A 14,022-nucleotide genomic window follows, 5' to 3' on the forward strand; every position below is an offset into this window, starting at 1 on the left:
TGCTCAACGAGGCGCAGAACATCAATGTCGTCGCGCTCTATCCCTGGCTGATGTTCCCGGTGCTGCCGGTCATCCTGGTGGTGCTGGCCTTCAACTTCCTGGGCGACGGCCTGCGCGACGCGGCAGATCCTTACAGATAGGCCGGCCCCTACCGGTAAGCCTTCTCTCAGAGATAGGTTCGCTGGCCGGGCCCGCGCCGCTCGAGCCAGAGCCCGGTTTCGCGTGCACCCGTCCGCAGCGGCAGCCGGGCCACCGGTGATTTCGCGACCTCCGCCGCCATGCGCGTGACGGCCCAGTGGCTGGAGAAGAGCGGCTGCCAGGCGCCGCTGCCCAGGAGGGCCGCGACCGCCGACTGCTCGTTATAGCCGCGCCAGGCCCAGTCGGCCGGATAGCCGTCGGGCAGCAGCATGTCGTGGATATGAACCAGCGTGCCGGGCTCGAGGGTCGGCAGCACGCTGGAAAAGAGAAAATCCACGTCCGTCCCCGGCATCAGGATGTGGCTCGAATCGATCATCAGCAGATCGCCAGGCCGTAAGGCCTCGAACGGCGCCGCGCCGCATTGCGGCACCGCTTCGCGCCGCAGCGTGATCGGCAGCCTCGCGATGTCGGCGCGTGGGGCTGGATCGATCGCCGTGATCGCCGTCGGCAGATTTCCATCGGCGACGGCGCGCGCCACGAACCGGGTCGAATGGCCGGAGCCGACCTCGACGATCCGCGGTGGCTGGAAGCGGCGCACCAGCGCGTAGGCCATGGCGGCATCGAGGCGGGGGAACCAGTCCTGGTCGAAGCGCGGCGCGCCGGTGCCACCGCCGCCCGCGATCCGTGCGAAGTCCTCGGTGTAATCCGAGAGGACCTCCAGCGCGTCGGCGAAGACCGATTGATATTCGGCAAAGAGGGCCGCGGCTGACGGGTAGAGATCGCGTTCGCGGGGTGCCACGCCGCCGGCATAGCGATAGGGAATGAAGAAGCCCCGTTTCGCCAGGCCCAGCACGGTCGGCAGGCCGAGGGCCAGGCGACGCCAGGTGGGACGGCCGATCATGACGCGCTCTCATCATTCCCTCCCCCGCTTCGCGGGGGAAGGTGAGGGAGGGGGCTGCTCGGTGGTTCAGCCAGCACCTGGTCTTCCCCCTCCCCGACCCTCTCCCTCGAGGGGGGAGGGAAATGAGCAAGAAAGAGAAGCGCTCGCCGCGTTCCAGCAGACCTCGCAATCGATGATCACGGCCGCAGCGTCAGCCCTTCGCGCGCGACGATGGTGCCGGGCCGCACCTTCTCGGCCGCCTCGGCGATGCGATCCATGATGGTGTCGTCATGGCTGGGATCGTGATGGAAGATCACCAGCTTCTTGACCTCGGCGGCATCGGCGAGGCGCACGCCTTCCTGCCAGGTCGAGTGACCCCACCCGGCGAAGCGCGGATATTCCTCGTCCGTATAGGTCGAATCGTAGATCACGATGTCGGCCTCGCGGATCAGACGCAGGATCCGCTGATCGAGCTCGTCCTTCTTGTGTTCGGTGTCGGTGATGTAGCAGATCGAGTGTCCGTTGAACTCGACCCGGTAGCCGGTCGCGTGGTTCGGATGGTTGAGCGGCGTCGTGATCAGCTTCACGCCCGGCCGCGGCTCGAAGCTTTCGCCCGCGCGGAAGTCGAGGAAGCTGGTCTGCGCCGCGAAGATCTCCGGCGGCACCGGAAAGAGCGGGGCCGCCATCATCTTTCCCATCACATCCTTCAATGTGCGATCGGGAAGGAGATGGCCCGCCCAGAGCCGGACCTTGTTCTGCGCGTTGAAGAGCGAGCCGAAGAAAGGGATGCCGACGATGTGGTCGAAATGGCTGTGCGAGAAAAACAGGTCGAGATCGACCGGCTCCTCGGGCTTGAGGGCTGCACCCAGCGCGCGGATGCCGGTGCCGCCGTCGAACACCAGGATATGCTTGCCGCAGCGGATCTCGATGCAGGAGGTGTTGCCGCCATAGCGCTCGAACTCGTGGCCGGCGCAGGCAATGCTCCCGCGGACCCCCCAGAACCTCACATAGAAATCTTCGGCCTGGGCCAACGTCCCTGTCTCCGGCTCAACCACCCCGTCCCCCCGTCAACCAACCAGAAAGCCCGACCCTGCTCAAGCTGGAAACCGAGCGGCGCGGGGAGGCCGGCGCCGGCGCCGGCAGCGGACTGGTTAATGTTCGCAACAAAGGACTGGAGACGGGCGGAATCCGCCGCAAACGCCCCTATCGACCCCCTCCAGGGGGCCTTGCCTAGAAGGGTGAATGACAGCTATGGCTCGCGGGAGCCCTTGTCCCGGCGCGCCGTTCCTTTGGCGCCCTGGGGACCGCCCAGAGGATATTGCCCTCGTGACCGCCACCGACGCCGATCGACGAGGGTCTCGCGCCGAGACCGACTGGGCCGGAATCGCGTTCGGCGTCACCCTGGCCTCGCTGATCGCCTATCAGCAGTTCAAGCTGCCGCCGGTCTTGCCGATGCTGCTCGAGCGCTATGGCTATGACCGAACGCTCGCCGGCAGCTTCATGTCGGTCTATGCCGTGGCCGGCCTGCTCCTGTCGGTGCCGATCGGCCGCTGGCTGGCGCGCCACGGTGCCCTGCGGGGCGTCGCCGTCGCCTCCCTCGTCATGATCGCCGGCAACGGCCTGTCGCTGCTGGCCCCCGAGAATGGCTGGCTGATGCTGGCAGGCCGTGCGCTCGAAGGCTGCTCCTTCGCCGTCGGCGCCATTCTCGGGCCGGCCATCGTCGGCGGTTGCGCCAGCCCCCGGCACCGGCATTTCGCCATCGCCCTGGTCTCGGCCTGGATCCCGATCGGCCAGATCGCGGCGGGTCTCGCCGCCCCTTTCGCGCTCGCGCAAGACCATTGGCAATGGCTCTGGTATGCCGGCATCGCGGCAACGGGCGCGATCTGGCTGTGGGGTGCCGCCCTGGCACGGCGCCATGCGTTCGGCCGCGGCACGGCCGGGCGCCGCATGGTCGAGCCGCCGCTGTTGCGGCGCGAGCATCGGGCGCTCCTGATCGGTGCCGGAATCTTCCTGCTCTGGTCGGGGCAGTACTACGCCTACATGACCTGGCTGCCGCAATATCTGATCGAGGCGCGCGCCTTGGGGCCGGTGGCGGCGGTGTTCAGCTATCTGCTGCCGGTCGTCGTGCTGATGGGATTCAACATTCTCACCGGCGAGGTCCTGCGCCGCGGCGTCGGCGTCACGCTGCTCTTGCTGATCGGCGTGGCGGCGCAGGCGCTGAGCTGGTGGCTGACGCCCTTCGCCCATTCCGATGCCGCCGGCATCGCGCTGCTGATCTTCTATGGGATCGCCGCCGGCATCACGCCGACCTGCCTGTTCGCGCTTCCCGGCGCGATCCTCGGACGCGCGGCCGGTCCTCATGCCTTCGCCATTCTCATGACGGGACGCAATGTCGGCGTGCTGATCGGGCCGATCCTGATGGCGATTCTGCAGCAGGGCCATGGCGGATGGGGCGCGGTCGCACCGCTGCTCGGCGTTACCACCAGCGTGGCCACGGCGGGCGCGCTGCTGCTGCATGCGCGATATCGCCGGGATGCACATCAGGCGCGAGGCTAAGCGCGCCTTCGCGTCGCTTACGGCACCAGCCGATAGCCGCCGGGTTCGGTGATGAGCAGCTCGGCCTGCGATGGATTCTTCTCGATCTTCTGGCGCAGGCGATAGACATGCGTCTCGAGCGTGTGCGTGGTCACGCCGGCATTGTAGCCCCAGACCTCGCCCAGCAGCGTCTCGCGGCTCACCGCCTGCTCGCCGGCACGATAGAGATAACGCAGGATCGAGGTCTCCTTCTCGGTCAGGCGGATCTTCTTGCCGGTCGATTCGTTCAGCAGCAGCTTCGAGGCCGGACGAAACAGATAGGGCCCGATCGCGAAGCTCGCATTCTCGCTCTGCTCATGCTGACGCAGCTGCGCGCGGATGCGCGCCAGCAGCACCGCCAGCTTGAAGGGCTTCGTCACATAATCGTTGGCGCCGGATTCCAATCCGAGGATGGTGTCGGCATCGCTGTCGGCGCCGGTCAGCATGATGATCGGCGCCTTGGTCCCGGCGCGGCGCATCAAGCGACAGAGCTCGCGTCCGTCCATGTCCGGCAGGCCGACATCGAGCAGCACCAGATCGAAGGTCTCGTCCTTGCTCGATTTGAGCGCGCCGTCGGCGGCGCCGGCTTCGACGATGTCGAATTCCTCATGCAGCGTGAGCTGCTCGCTGAGCGAACGGCGCAACGCTTCGTCGTCATCCACCAGCAGGATCTTGCGCCGCGGTTTCATGATGCTTCTCAAACGATGTCGCCCCGATCCGGTTCTGGCGTCCCGCCGGGCCGGCGGATCCCCACGGGGGCCGATGACCTTCGCCCCATGGCTCGAGCCAACCCCTGAACGGCTTGTGACTGAATAGACTAGAGACTGGGTTCCGTCTCAAGCCCGCGGGAGAGAGCCAGGACGGTCAGGTTCATTTTCAGCACTGGCGCAATGACCTGGAGCGCTCAATATCATCGGCGTCGGGCGACCGCAAGCCGGCCGGACCGCGGAAAGTGCTCGCTGTCCGGGGGTACTTGTCTGAATTTGCTTAATTATTTTGATTTCATCAGGCGCCGCCATGTCGCCTTGACCGGCGCCCCCGGGGTCGGCCTTAATGCCGGCCCTAATCTGGACCGAAAGGTTTCCTCCGGCGGCCCTTTCGGGCAGCGTCTGTTAGAGTTGAGTTCATGACCGAGCCCCGCCTTGGCAATAGCCGGAATGTCACGCCGCCTGCGCTGTCCGCGGCCGCGGCCATTGCCGTCGATCGCGCGACCACCGAGTTCCGCCGTGGCCAGCCGGTCCTGATCCTGGGATCCAAAGGCGCCTGCCTGGCTGCCGCAGCCGAAACCGTCGCGGTGGCGAGCCTGCGCCGGCTGCGCCAGGCGAGCCCCCCCTTGCTGGTCCTGACCGGACGCCGGGCGGCCGTGCTCGGACTGGCCTCGACGGGACCCATGTCGGCTCCCAATCCGATCACGCAAGACGAGCGGCCGTTCCTGGCGAATCTGCCGGCGGGCGCCGATGCCGAGGCCGTGTTGCGGCTGGCGGATCCGACCGCCGTGGCCGCGGCCTTGCCGCCCACGACCCAGCCGCCGCATTTCCCGGACGAGCTCGCCACCGCCTCGATTCATCTGGCCAAACTCGCCCGCCTGCTCCCGGCCGCCGTGGTGTCGGCCCTGCCGGCCCGCGATGCCGACGAGCATCTTCGCATGGCCGCGGAGGAAGGCATCCTGGCCGTCTGGGCCAGCGACGTGGCCGCCTACGAGACCACCGCCGCTGTCAGCCTCGAGCCCGTCGGTGAGGCGCGCGTGCCGCTGGAGGGCGCGGAAGACGCCCGGATCGTGGCCTTCCGGCCCAGCGACGGCAGCACCGAGCATCTGGCGATCGTGATCGGGCAGCCCGACCCGGCCAAGCCGGTGCTGGCGCGGCTTCACTCCGAATGTTTTACCGGCGATCTGCTGGGCTCCTTGCGCTGCGATTGCGGCGAGCAGCTGCGCAGCGCCATCGCCGAGATCGCGCGCCAGGGCGGCGGGATCCTGCTCTACCTGGCGCAGGAGGGACGCGGCATTGGGCTGGTCAACAAGCTGCGGGCCTATCGGCTGCAGGATCAGGGTGCGGATACCGCCGACGCCAACGAGCAGCTGGGCTTCGAGGCCGACGAACGGATCTATCTGGCGGCGGCCGAGATGCTGCGGCGGCTGGGCTTCAAGACCGTGCGGCTGATGACCAACAACCCGGACAAGGTGACGGGGCTGGAGCGGCTGGGGATCGCGGTGGCCGAGCGCGTGCCGTTGGTGGTGCCGGCCAACCGCTTCAATCGCGATTACCTGACGACCAAGGCGCAGAAGTTCGGCCATATGTTTTGAGGCGCCGCTGCCCCGGCGATCGGCAAATTTTGCCGGCGTGCTCCGGCGGCGTTCCAGCCCTTGACTTTCCGGTTCTGCCGGACGCCCGCCGAAACCCGCGAAAATCTTCGGTTTTTCAACCGGGCCGGACCCTCGATCTCCAGGCGCCAAAGCTGGCATCGATCCTGCATTCCTGAGGGCCAAAGGGCCCCCATTCATGCCGGTCGACTTTCAATCTCCGTTCCGTACCTTCCAGCCGGCCGTTCATCCCCGCTACGGCGTCACCCAGAGCGCGGCGACGAACGGCAGCTTTGCTGCGGCCTTGGCCTCGACCCGCGCGGCGCCCGCCGGTACCAACGCGCCGGCAAACCCGGGCGAGATGGTGACGGGGGCGGGCACGCCAGCCGCAGAGGAAGAGGGTGGCCCCGATCCGAGCTTCATGGACCCGCGCGAGCGCACCATCGCCTTCACGCGCCCCGACTGGAAGCCCCAGGCCGACAGCAAGAATTTCCACCCCTTCGGCGATGACGGGCTGACCTTCGACGACGTCATCGATGTGGTGAATCCGCTTCAGCACATTCCCGTCGTCAGCACCGTCTATCGCTGGCTGACCGGGGACACGATCTCGCCGGCCGCGGAACTGGCCGGCGGCGCGCTCTATGGCGGGGCCATCGGTTTTGCCGCCTCGGCCGGCATGATTGCCGTCGACGGCCTGACCGGGGGCGCCGCCGATCAGCAGTTCATGGTCTCGTTGCTGGGCCCGTCGCCCCTCGCCGACGATACCGACAACATGGCGGCGGCGCCTGCGCCCACGCCGGAGGCGACGGCTGCCGCCATCGATCCCGCTGCCGCACCGACCCCGGCCAGCGATGCCGGCATGCCCACGAGTCGCGGCGCCGGCCTCGCCACCGCGGCCTTGGCCGAAGCGGCATCTGCCTCCAGCGACCCCGCGCCGGCCTTGCAGGAAATCCCGGCCGATCTGGTCGACACTTTGTCGAAGCTTCCCAATGCGGTCCACGATCAGGGCGCCTCGAGCGTGACGCCCGCCGCTTCCGTTCCGCCCCCGGCTTCGAGCCAGCCTCAGATCATCGGCGCCGGCAGCGTCTCCGATTCCCTGCCCGTGGTGATGCCGCAGACCGCGGCCGCGAGCTCGCGCGTCACGGAAGCGCCCAGCCTCACCGCGCCTTCCGGCGCTGCGACCCTCAATCCGCCGGCGCGGGCCCTGAAACCGCTGCCGGCGCCTTTGCCGGCCGGCTTCACCATCCATAATCCGCCGCCGATCGACACCGGCGGCCTCGGGCGATCCATGCCGGCAAAGCTGACGCCGGCGGGCAGCCAACCGGTGGCCACGGGCCCCGTCGATCCCGCGACCGTGCCGGCCGCGATGACGCGGGCTCTTGATAGCTATCGCAAGATGATGCAGGAACGAAATCGCGACGCCGTGCCTGTGCCGGGCCTCGATTTCCAGAGCTGAGGGGAGCAGAGAGAATGAACCGTACCCGAATCCGCTTGCGCGCCAGCTCGCGTTCGCGCCTGGCGGGACGGCGGCGGGTGGGCACGCGACGCACGGCGGTGCGCGCGCCCTTTACCGCAGGATCGGCCGCGCTTCGCTCGCCCGCAGGCGCATCGCCGACGTTTCTCAATTGAAGGCTGCCGGATCGGCCCCGCGCCGATCGACCTCTTAAGGAGCGGTCTTGGGCCGCTCGCCGAAGATGGCCGTGCCGACGCGAACATGCGTCGCCCCGAACCGGATGGCGATCTCGAAATCCCCGCTCATGCCCATGCTGATCGCCGGAAGGCCATGCTGGCGCGCGAGCTGCGCCAGCAGCGCGAAATGGGGCGCGGGCTCCTCATCCACCGGCGGGATGCACATCAGCCCTTCGACCGGCAGGCCCAGGCGATCCCGGCAAAGGGCGATGAAGGCCGGCGCCTCCTTCGGCCCGATGCCCGCCTTCTGTTCCTCTTCGCCGGTATTGACCTGGATGTAGAGCCGCGGCAAGCGCTTGCCCTTGTCGCGTTCCGACGCCAAGGCCCGCGCCAGCTTCTCCCGGTCGAGCGATTCGATCACATCGAACAGCGCGATCGCATCCGCGGCCTTGTTGCTCTGCAAGGGACCGATCAGATGCAGCTCGAGATCGGGATGGCTCAGGCGCAGGGCAGGCCATTTGCCCTGCGCCTCCTGCACCCGGTTCTCGCCGAAGATCTTCTGTCCGGCCGCCAGCGCTTCGAGGCAGGCATCGCCATCATGGGTCTTGCTGACGGCGACCAGATGAACGCTGCCGGCGGACCGTTGGGCCGCGGCCGCCGCGGCTGCGACGCGCGCGCGGATCGCAGCGAGGCGGGCGGCAATCGTGGAGGGGAAAGTCTCGATCATGGGGTGATGGACAATTGTCGTTGCGGCGGTCGGCGAAGGCCTGTCGCCGGCCGCTTCATAGCATGGCGTCAAAACGAAGGGGAGCCGCCAGTCCCCCGACCGGCGGCTCCCCCAGCTGTCGCAGCACCCCCGACTGTCAATCGCCCAGGTGCCGCGAAATCCTCGCGGGTAAGGGCGTTCGAGTCCAACCGCGCGCTCGGGCCGCTACCCTCGTCTCGAGGCCAGCGGTCGGAGATGGTGCGGTTCAGAACCCGATATTGAAGCCCACGCCCAACTCCCAGTCATGGTCGTCACCGGTGTTGTTGAGGTCGTTTATGTACTGGTGATACTCGGCCATCCCTTCCAGGTCGATGCCCGGCGCCAGATCGTAGCGTGCGGTCAGGGCCACGATGTCGAGCGTGTCGATATCGTCGTCGGACAGAACCTGGTAGCTGCCATGCGAGTAGGCGAGACCGACGGTCCAGGCGTCCCAATTGTAGGTACCGCCACCGCCGGCGACCCATTTGTACGTGTTGTTGCGGCCGGCAACGTTCTGGTAGTTGGTCTGCAGCGAGCCCGCGCCGCCGATCGTGAAGCCGGAGAACGAGACGATCAAATGGCCGCGGACGGTCCAGGAGGTGTCGTTCTGATTGCCGAGCGGCGATTCCCACTGGCCTTCGCCGCCGCCGATGCCGGTGATCAGCTTCACGCCGCCGAAATCACCCTGATAGTTCACCGCGGCCGCGAAGACGTCCTGGATCTGACCGGTATTGTTCGAATTGGTCGTGCCGCCGGGACCTGACCAATAGGAGTAGGTGTCCTCGCCGCGACGGTCGGGCGAGTAGGAGAAGCCGAAAGTGAAGCCGGCGACGGACGGGCTGAAATAGATGATCTTGGTGGCGTCGCCCGTGAGCTTCATGACCGTGGCGTTGGTCTGCAGCGCGGAAACGCCGCCGACCTTGCTGTTCGAGAAGTCGAAATGGGGCGAGTCCACGCCGAACAGGCCGAGCGAGGCGCTCGGGATCAGGTAGCTGAGCTGTTCGTAGGCGTCGTCGTCATCGCCGAACCGGACCTGGCCCCAACCGCCTTTGAAATAGGCCCAGACTTCGTCGATCTGGTCGTCGGACTGCTGGCCTTCCATCTCGATACGGGCGCCGATGGTCAGGCCGTTATCGAGCTTGGTCTCGCCCTTGAAGTGGATCTCGACGTCCTGGCGGAAGACGACATCGCGGGTATGCTGGCCAGGTTCGCCATTGCCGTTATCCTGGCTGATCAAGAGGCCCGCCGCGCCCTGATAGTAACCGCCCAGTCCCAGCGAAATGCCTTGCGCCGCCTGGGCGGCGCCAGTGATCGAAACGGCCGCGACAAGCGCGGTCGAGCCGAGCAGAATCGGTCTCATTGTAACTTCCCCTCTAGAAATACCGGTCGCGCTTGCGACCAGTGGGCCCCTCTATCGCGTGAGTTCCGTCGTCGATTCGGCTCGATGGCAGCCGTCTTTTTCTGGCGGCACCGATCAACGTGAACTGCGCTTCACGGTTATCGCGGGCGCGTGTTGGGGGAGCAAATTAAGCTTGGATGACAAGTGGCATGCGCGCCGCACTGTGGCGCGGCGGCAACGCAAATCGTCATGCTTCTGTCATGCGGCGAGCTCTGCAATCAACGGGGGTTGCACGCAGGGCGCGAGCGAACGGGAAAGGTACAACCGCTGCCGCGTCGGCGATGGGCCCGGCTTGACGAGGGCTTCGTCGCGACAAAAAAGAGGGCGGCCGAAGCCGCCCTCGTCGAACCGGACTGTCAGCCCTCGGAATCAGAACCCGAGATAGAAGCCGATGCCGGCCTCCCAGGTGTTGTCATCGGCATGGCCGGTGCCATTGCTCCCGTCCATCGTGTTGTAGCCGATCATCGCATCCAGCGAGATCGCCTCGGACAGATCGTAACGGCCGGTGACCTGGATGATGTCGATGGTGTCGGACGAGTTGCCGCTGTTGAAGTACTCGTAATCGCCATGCGACCAGGCGAGACCGACGGTCCAAGCGTCCCAGTTGTAGGTGCCGCCGGCGCCGGCGACCCAGTAATCGGCGCCGCTGGCGCTCTGCCAGTTGTTCCGCCAGGTGCCGTTGACGCCGATCGTGAGTCCGCCAAAAACGACGTCCAGATGGCCGGCGACACCCCAGCTGGTCGCCACGTCGCCGCCGGCCCCCTTGTTCTCCCATTGGCCTTCGCCAAATCCGATGCCGGTCTGGATGCTGAAAGCTTCGAACTCCTGTTCGAAGTTCAGGGCCGCGGAGACGACATTCTGGATCTGTCCGTCATCGTTGCTGGTGGTGGTTCCGCCCGGACCCGACCAGTAGGAGTAAGTGTCCTCGCCGCGGAAATCCGGCGCGAAGGAAAGGCCAAAATTGAAGCCGGCGAAGGTCGGGCTGAAATACATGATCTTCGTGGCGTCGCCCGAGATGTTGAGCACGGTGCTGTTGGTCTGGAACAGACCATTGTTGAAGTTGTTGCCGTGATTGTTCGAGAACTCGAAGGATGGCGAATCGACGCCGAAGATGTTCGACGCCGTGGGGATCAGATAGCTGAGCTGCTCGGAGGCATCGTCGTCGTCGCCGAACCGGATCTGGCCCCAGCCGCCCTTGAAATAGGCCCAGACCTCGTCGATCTGATCGTCGGATTGTTGGCCATCCATCTCGATGCGGGCGCCGACGGTGAGGCCATTGTCCAGGGTGGTGTCGCCCTGGAAATGAATCTCGACCTCCTGGCGGAAGACGACGTCGCGGGTGTGCTGGCCGGGATCGCCCGCGCCGTCATCCTGATCCAGGATCAGGCCGGCGGCACCGGCATAGTATCCGCCAAGGCCCAGTTGAACGCCCTGCGCCGCCTGGGCGAGGGAAGTCGCGAGTCCGGCAGCGACCAGCGCGGTCGTGCCGAGAAGTGCATATTTCATGGCAGTCGGTTCCTGTTTCCGCCCAGGGCGCCAGGCGCCCCGGGCTTCCATTGCCCGGCTGCGGTCGGTATCGATGCACCTCTCTCAGGCTCAGTCCCAATCGAAGCTCCCTGGGCTGAACTGCGATATCCCACTCGCAGGCCGACGAGAGCTCTCCCCCGAGGCGACAATCGGACGAGGAGGTAACGTGGTCAAGCCAGCCGCCATGGCCGTTGCGATTTGCCAGCCCGCTGTTGCGCGAGAGTCACAGGGATTGAGATCGCGGGTCCTTGCATCCCCCTGTGGTCGATGTGGAGAAGCGGCCCGCGCGATGGCGTCGCGAGGTATTGGCCCGAGCTCGCGACAAAAAAGGGGGTGGCTGACGCCGCCCCCAGGAAACCGGACTGTCAGTCCCGCGGATCAGAAGCCGATATAGAAACCCACACCCGTCTCCCAGGTATTGTCGTCCTGGTGACCGGTGTTGCTGCCGGCATTCATCGTGTTGTAGCCGACCATGCCGTCGAGCGAGATGCCGGGCCCGAGATCGTAGCGCCCGGTGAGCTCGACGATGTCGAGGGTGTCGCTGCTGTTGGAGGGCGTGTACGAGTAGTCGCCATGCGACCAGGCGAGGCCGACGGTCCAGGCGTCCCAGTTATAGGTGCCGCCCACACCCGCGACCCAATAGTCGTTGCCGGCCGAACTCTGCCAGTTGTCACGATAGAGGCCGCTGCCGCCGATCGTGAAGCCTGAGAAGCTGACGTCCAGATGGCCGTTCACACCCCAGGTATCCTTGACGTTGTTGCCCGACGCCGTGGTTTCCCATTGCCCTTCGGCGAAGCCGACGCCGGTGTTGAGCTCGACGCCGTTGAAGTCATGGTCGAAGTTCACGGCCGCCGAGACGAGGTTCTGAACCTGGCCGGTATTGTTGCTGAGAGTCGTGCCGCCCGACTGCGACCAGTAGGAGTAGGAGTCCTCGCCGCGACGATCGGGCGCGAAGGAGACGGCGAAGGTGAAGCCGGCGAAGGAGGGGCTGAAATAGATGATCTTGGTGGCGTCGCTCGAGATGTCCAGCAGCGTGCTGTTGGTCTGGAACACGCCGTTATTGAAACCGTTGCCGTGATTGTTGGCGAACTCGAAATAGGGCGTGTCGACACCGAAGATGTTGGAGGCCGACGGGATCAGATATCCCAGCTGTTGGCTCGCATCGTCGTCGTCGCCGAAACGAACCTCGCCCCAACCGCCTTTGAAGTAGGCCCAGACCTCGTCGATCTGGTCATCCGACTGCTGACCTTCGAGCTCGATACGCGCGCCAACGGTCAGGCCGTTGTCGAGCGTGGTCTCGCCCTTGAAGTGAACTTCGACGTCCTGACGGAAGACGATGTCGCGGGTGTGTTGGCCCGGATCGCCGGTGCCGGTGGCGCTTTGGTCGAACAGCAGGCCTGCGGCGGCGGCGTAGTAGCCGCCGATCCCCAGTTGAACGCCCTGCGCGGCATGGGCGTTGCTTGCGATCAGCCCGGCGGCAACCATCGCCGTCGAGCCGAGGAGGATATTCTTCATGACAGTAGGCTCCTATCGTTGGTGGTTTGCACGAAGGTGCCAGAGACCTTCGCTCCCCATTCCCGACCTGCGATCGAAGCCGCAAGCCTCAGGGGACCCACCCACCCGAGCGCGACGATCATGCCGCGGCGATAGCTGTATCAAATTAATTACCGATCAATGCTCCACTATGAGCCGCACTGTTGCAGCGTGGTCGCAGTCGTTCGTGGCGCTCCTGACAACCTCGCCATCCTCTGACGTTACGCGCGTGTAGAAGTTTCCGCGCCCATCGGGCGTCCAGTCGGCGCGACAGTGGAGGAGATGTCAGCGTTTTCGCGGCGTCATCGGCAACGCGCCGCCGAATGACGACAGCGCATCCGACACGCATCCTGCCCTGGCCGTAAGACAGGGGCTGTCGTTTCCGCAAGGTTCGATTTGTGGACGACGAGCATGGATTCGCGAGAAAGCGGGGCGGCCGAGACAGGCGCCAATGCGCAAATGAAAAGGGGCGGCCGAAGCCGCCACTCGTGCGCAAAAGAAAGGGGCGGCCGAAGCCGCCCCGGGGGATCCCCAAAAAGAAAGAGGAGCGGCCGAAGCCGCCCCTCTGGGTTCTGGCCCCCATGACTTCCCGGGTTAGAACCCGATGAAGAAGCCCACGCCAGTTTCCCAAGTGCTATCGCTATTAGAGTCGTTGCCGCTCGGCAGTGTGCTACCGCCATTCAACCTGTTGTAGCCGACCATGGCATCCAGCGAGATGCCGGGCCCGAGATCGTAACGGCCGGTGATCTGGATGATGTCGATGGTGTCGGAAGTGCTGCCGCTGGTGGCGTACTCGTAGTCGCCATGCGACCAGGCGAGGCCGACGGTCCAGGCGTCCCAATTGTAGGTACCGCCGATGCCCGCAACCCACAGATCCGCACCGCTGGCGCTCTGCCAGTTGTCACGGTACTGCCCGGCGCCACCGACCGTGAAGCCCGCAAAGCTGACGATCAAGTGACCGTCGACGCCCCAGGTGGTCGTCACGTTGTGGGCGCCGCCCGTCGATTCGAACTGACCTTCGCCGAAGCCGATACCGGTCGACAGGCTGAAGCCGTTGAAGTCATGATCGAAGTTCAGAGCCGCCGAGACGACGTTCTGGACCTGACCCGAGTTGTTGGAAAGGGTCGTACCGCCCGACTGCGACCAGTAGGAGTACGAATCCTCGCCGCGACGGTCCGGAGCGAACGAAATGCCGAAGCTGAAGCCCGCGAAGGTCGGGCTGAAATACAGGATCTTCGTGGCGTCGCCCGAGATGTTCAGCACGGTGCTGTTCGTCTGGAACGAACCGTTGTTGAACC

11 protein-coding genes are annotated in these 14,022 nt (G+C 65.9%); 3 read left to right on the forward strand and 8 right to left on the reverse strand.

Annotated features, from left to right (window positions below; genetic code table 11):
• Positions 1-166: 166 nt before the first annotated feature.
• Together ACREE8_RS11520 and ACREE8_RS11525 are read right to left on the reverse strand one after the other, a co-directional pair.
• A complete protein-coding gene (locus ACREE8_RS11520) occupies positions 167-1,039 on the reverse strand; it encodes a class I SAM-dependent methyltransferase (protein ID WP_431573140.1) in 873 nt (290 codons plus the stop codon).
• Positions 1,040-1,215: 176 nt separating this feature from the next.
• Complete coding sequence (locus ACREE8_RS11525; protein ID WP_431573141.1) at positions 1,216-2,049, reverse strand: MBL fold metallo-hydrolase; 834 nt, start codon at positions 2,047-2,049, stop codon at positions 1,216-1,218.
• Between the two features lie 295 nt (positions 2,050-2,344).
• On the opposite strand from ACREE8_RS11525, the gene ACREE8_RS11530 reads away from it, so the two are divergent.
• Positions 2,345-3,574 carry a CynX/NimT family MFS transporter gene (locus ACREE8_RS11530; RefSeq protein WP_431573142.1) on the forward strand — a complete coding sequence of 410 codons (1,230 nt, stop codon included), beginning with the start codon at positions 2,345-2,347 and terminating at the stop codon, positions 3,572-3,574.
• A gap of 17 nt (positions 3,575-3,591) precedes the next feature.
• Here ACREE8_RS11530 and ACREE8_RS11535 read toward each other — a convergent pair whose 3' ends face one another.
• Positions 3,592-4,281, reverse strand: coding sequence for a response regulator transcription factor (locus ACREE8_RS11535; RefSeq protein ID WP_431573143.1), 690 nt, complete (start codon positions 4,279-4,281; stop codon positions 3,592-3,594).
• Between the two features lie 437 nt (positions 4,282-4,718).
• On the opposite strand from ACREE8_RS11535, the gene ribA reads away from it, so the two are divergent.
• Complete coding sequence (gene ribA, locus ACREE8_RS11540) at positions 4,719-5,894, forward strand: GTP cyclohydrolase II (protein ID WP_431573144.1); 1,176 nt, start codon at positions 4,719-4,721, stop codon at positions 5,892-5,894.
• A 196-nt stretch (positions 5,895-6,090) separates the two neighbouring features.
• On the forward strand, positions 6,091-7,347 hold the full coding sequence (locus ACREE8_RS11545) for a hypothetical protein (protein ID WP_431573145.1): 1,257 nt from the start codon (positions 6,091-6,093) through the stop codon (positions 7,345-7,347).
• A 207-nt stretch (positions 7,348-7,554) separates the two neighbouring features.
• Here ACREE8_RS11545 and ACREE8_RS11550 read toward each other — a convergent pair whose 3' ends face one another.
• The 5 genes from ACREE8_RS11550 to ACREE8_RS11570 form a co-directional block, all read right to left on the reverse strand.
• Entirely contained in the window at positions 7,555-8,247 is a 693-nt protein-coding gene (locus ACREE8_RS11550) for a YggS family pyridoxal phosphate-dependent enzyme (protein WP_431573146.1), read from the reverse strand.
• Positions 8,248-8,491: 244 nt separating this feature from the next.
• Positions 8,492-9,625, reverse strand: a complete 1,134-nt coding sequence (locus ACREE8_RS11555) for a porin (protein WP_431573147.1) — start codon at positions 9,623-9,625, stop codon at positions 8,492-8,494.
• A gap of 408 nt (positions 9,626-10,033) precedes the next feature.
• Complete coding sequence (locus ACREE8_RS11560) at positions 10,034-11,170, reverse strand: porin (RefSeq protein ID WP_431573148.1); 1,137 nt, start codon at positions 11,168-11,170, stop codon at positions 10,034-10,036.
• Between the two features lie 399 nt (positions 11,171-11,569).
• On the reverse strand, positions 11,570-12,706 hold the full coding sequence (locus tag ACREE8_RS11565; RefSeq protein WP_431573149.1) for a porin: 1,137 nt from the start codon (positions 12,704-12,706) through the stop codon (positions 11,570-11,572).
• 612 nt (positions 12,707-13,318) lie between these two features.
• Positions 13,319-14,022 (reverse strand): porin (locus ACREE8_RS11570; RefSeq protein ID WP_431573150.1); only part of this gene is annotated, 704 nt, incomplete at its 5' end.

This window comes from Hypericibacter sp. (genome assembly GCF_050729195.1).
Classification (GTDB): Bacteria; Pseudomonadota; Alphaproteobacteria; order Dongiales; family Dongiaceae; genus Hypericibacter.

Bases quoted from the DNA above. Each gene is read 5' to 3' on its own strand.
- ACREE8_RS11550 (WP_431573146.1), bottom strand. From the start codon at position 8,247: ATGATCGAGACTTTCCCCTCCACGATTGCCGCCCGCCTCGCTGCGATC.
- ACREE8_RS11535 (WP_431573143.1), bottom strand. From the start codon at position 4,281: ATGAAACCGCGGCGCAAGATCCTGCTGGTGGATGACGACGAAGCGTTG.
- ACREE8_RS11545 (WP_431573145.1), top strand. From the start codon at position 6,091: ATGCCGGTCGACTTTCAATCTCCGTTCCGTACCTTCCAGCCGGCCGTT.
- ACREE8_RS11565 (WP_431573149.1), bottom strand. From the start codon at position 12,706: ATGAAGAATATCCTCCTCGGCTCGACGGCGATGGTTGCCGCCGGGCTG.
- ACREE8_RS11560 (WP_431573148.1), bottom strand. From the start codon at position 11,170: ATGAAATATGCACTTCTCGGCACGACCGCGCTGGTCGCTGCCGGACTC.
- ribA (WP_431573144.1), top strand. From the start codon at position 4,719: ATGACCGAGCCCCGCCTTGGCAATAGCCGGAATGTCACGCCGCCTGCG.
- ACREE8_RS11520 (WP_431573140.1), bottom strand. From the start codon at position 1,039: ATGATCGGCCGTCCCACCTGGCGTCGCCTGGCCCTCGGCCTGCCGACC.
- ACREE8_RS11555 (WP_431573147.1), bottom strand. From the start codon at position 9,625: ATGAGACCGATTCTGCTCGGCTCGACCGCGCTTGTCGCGGCCGTTTCG.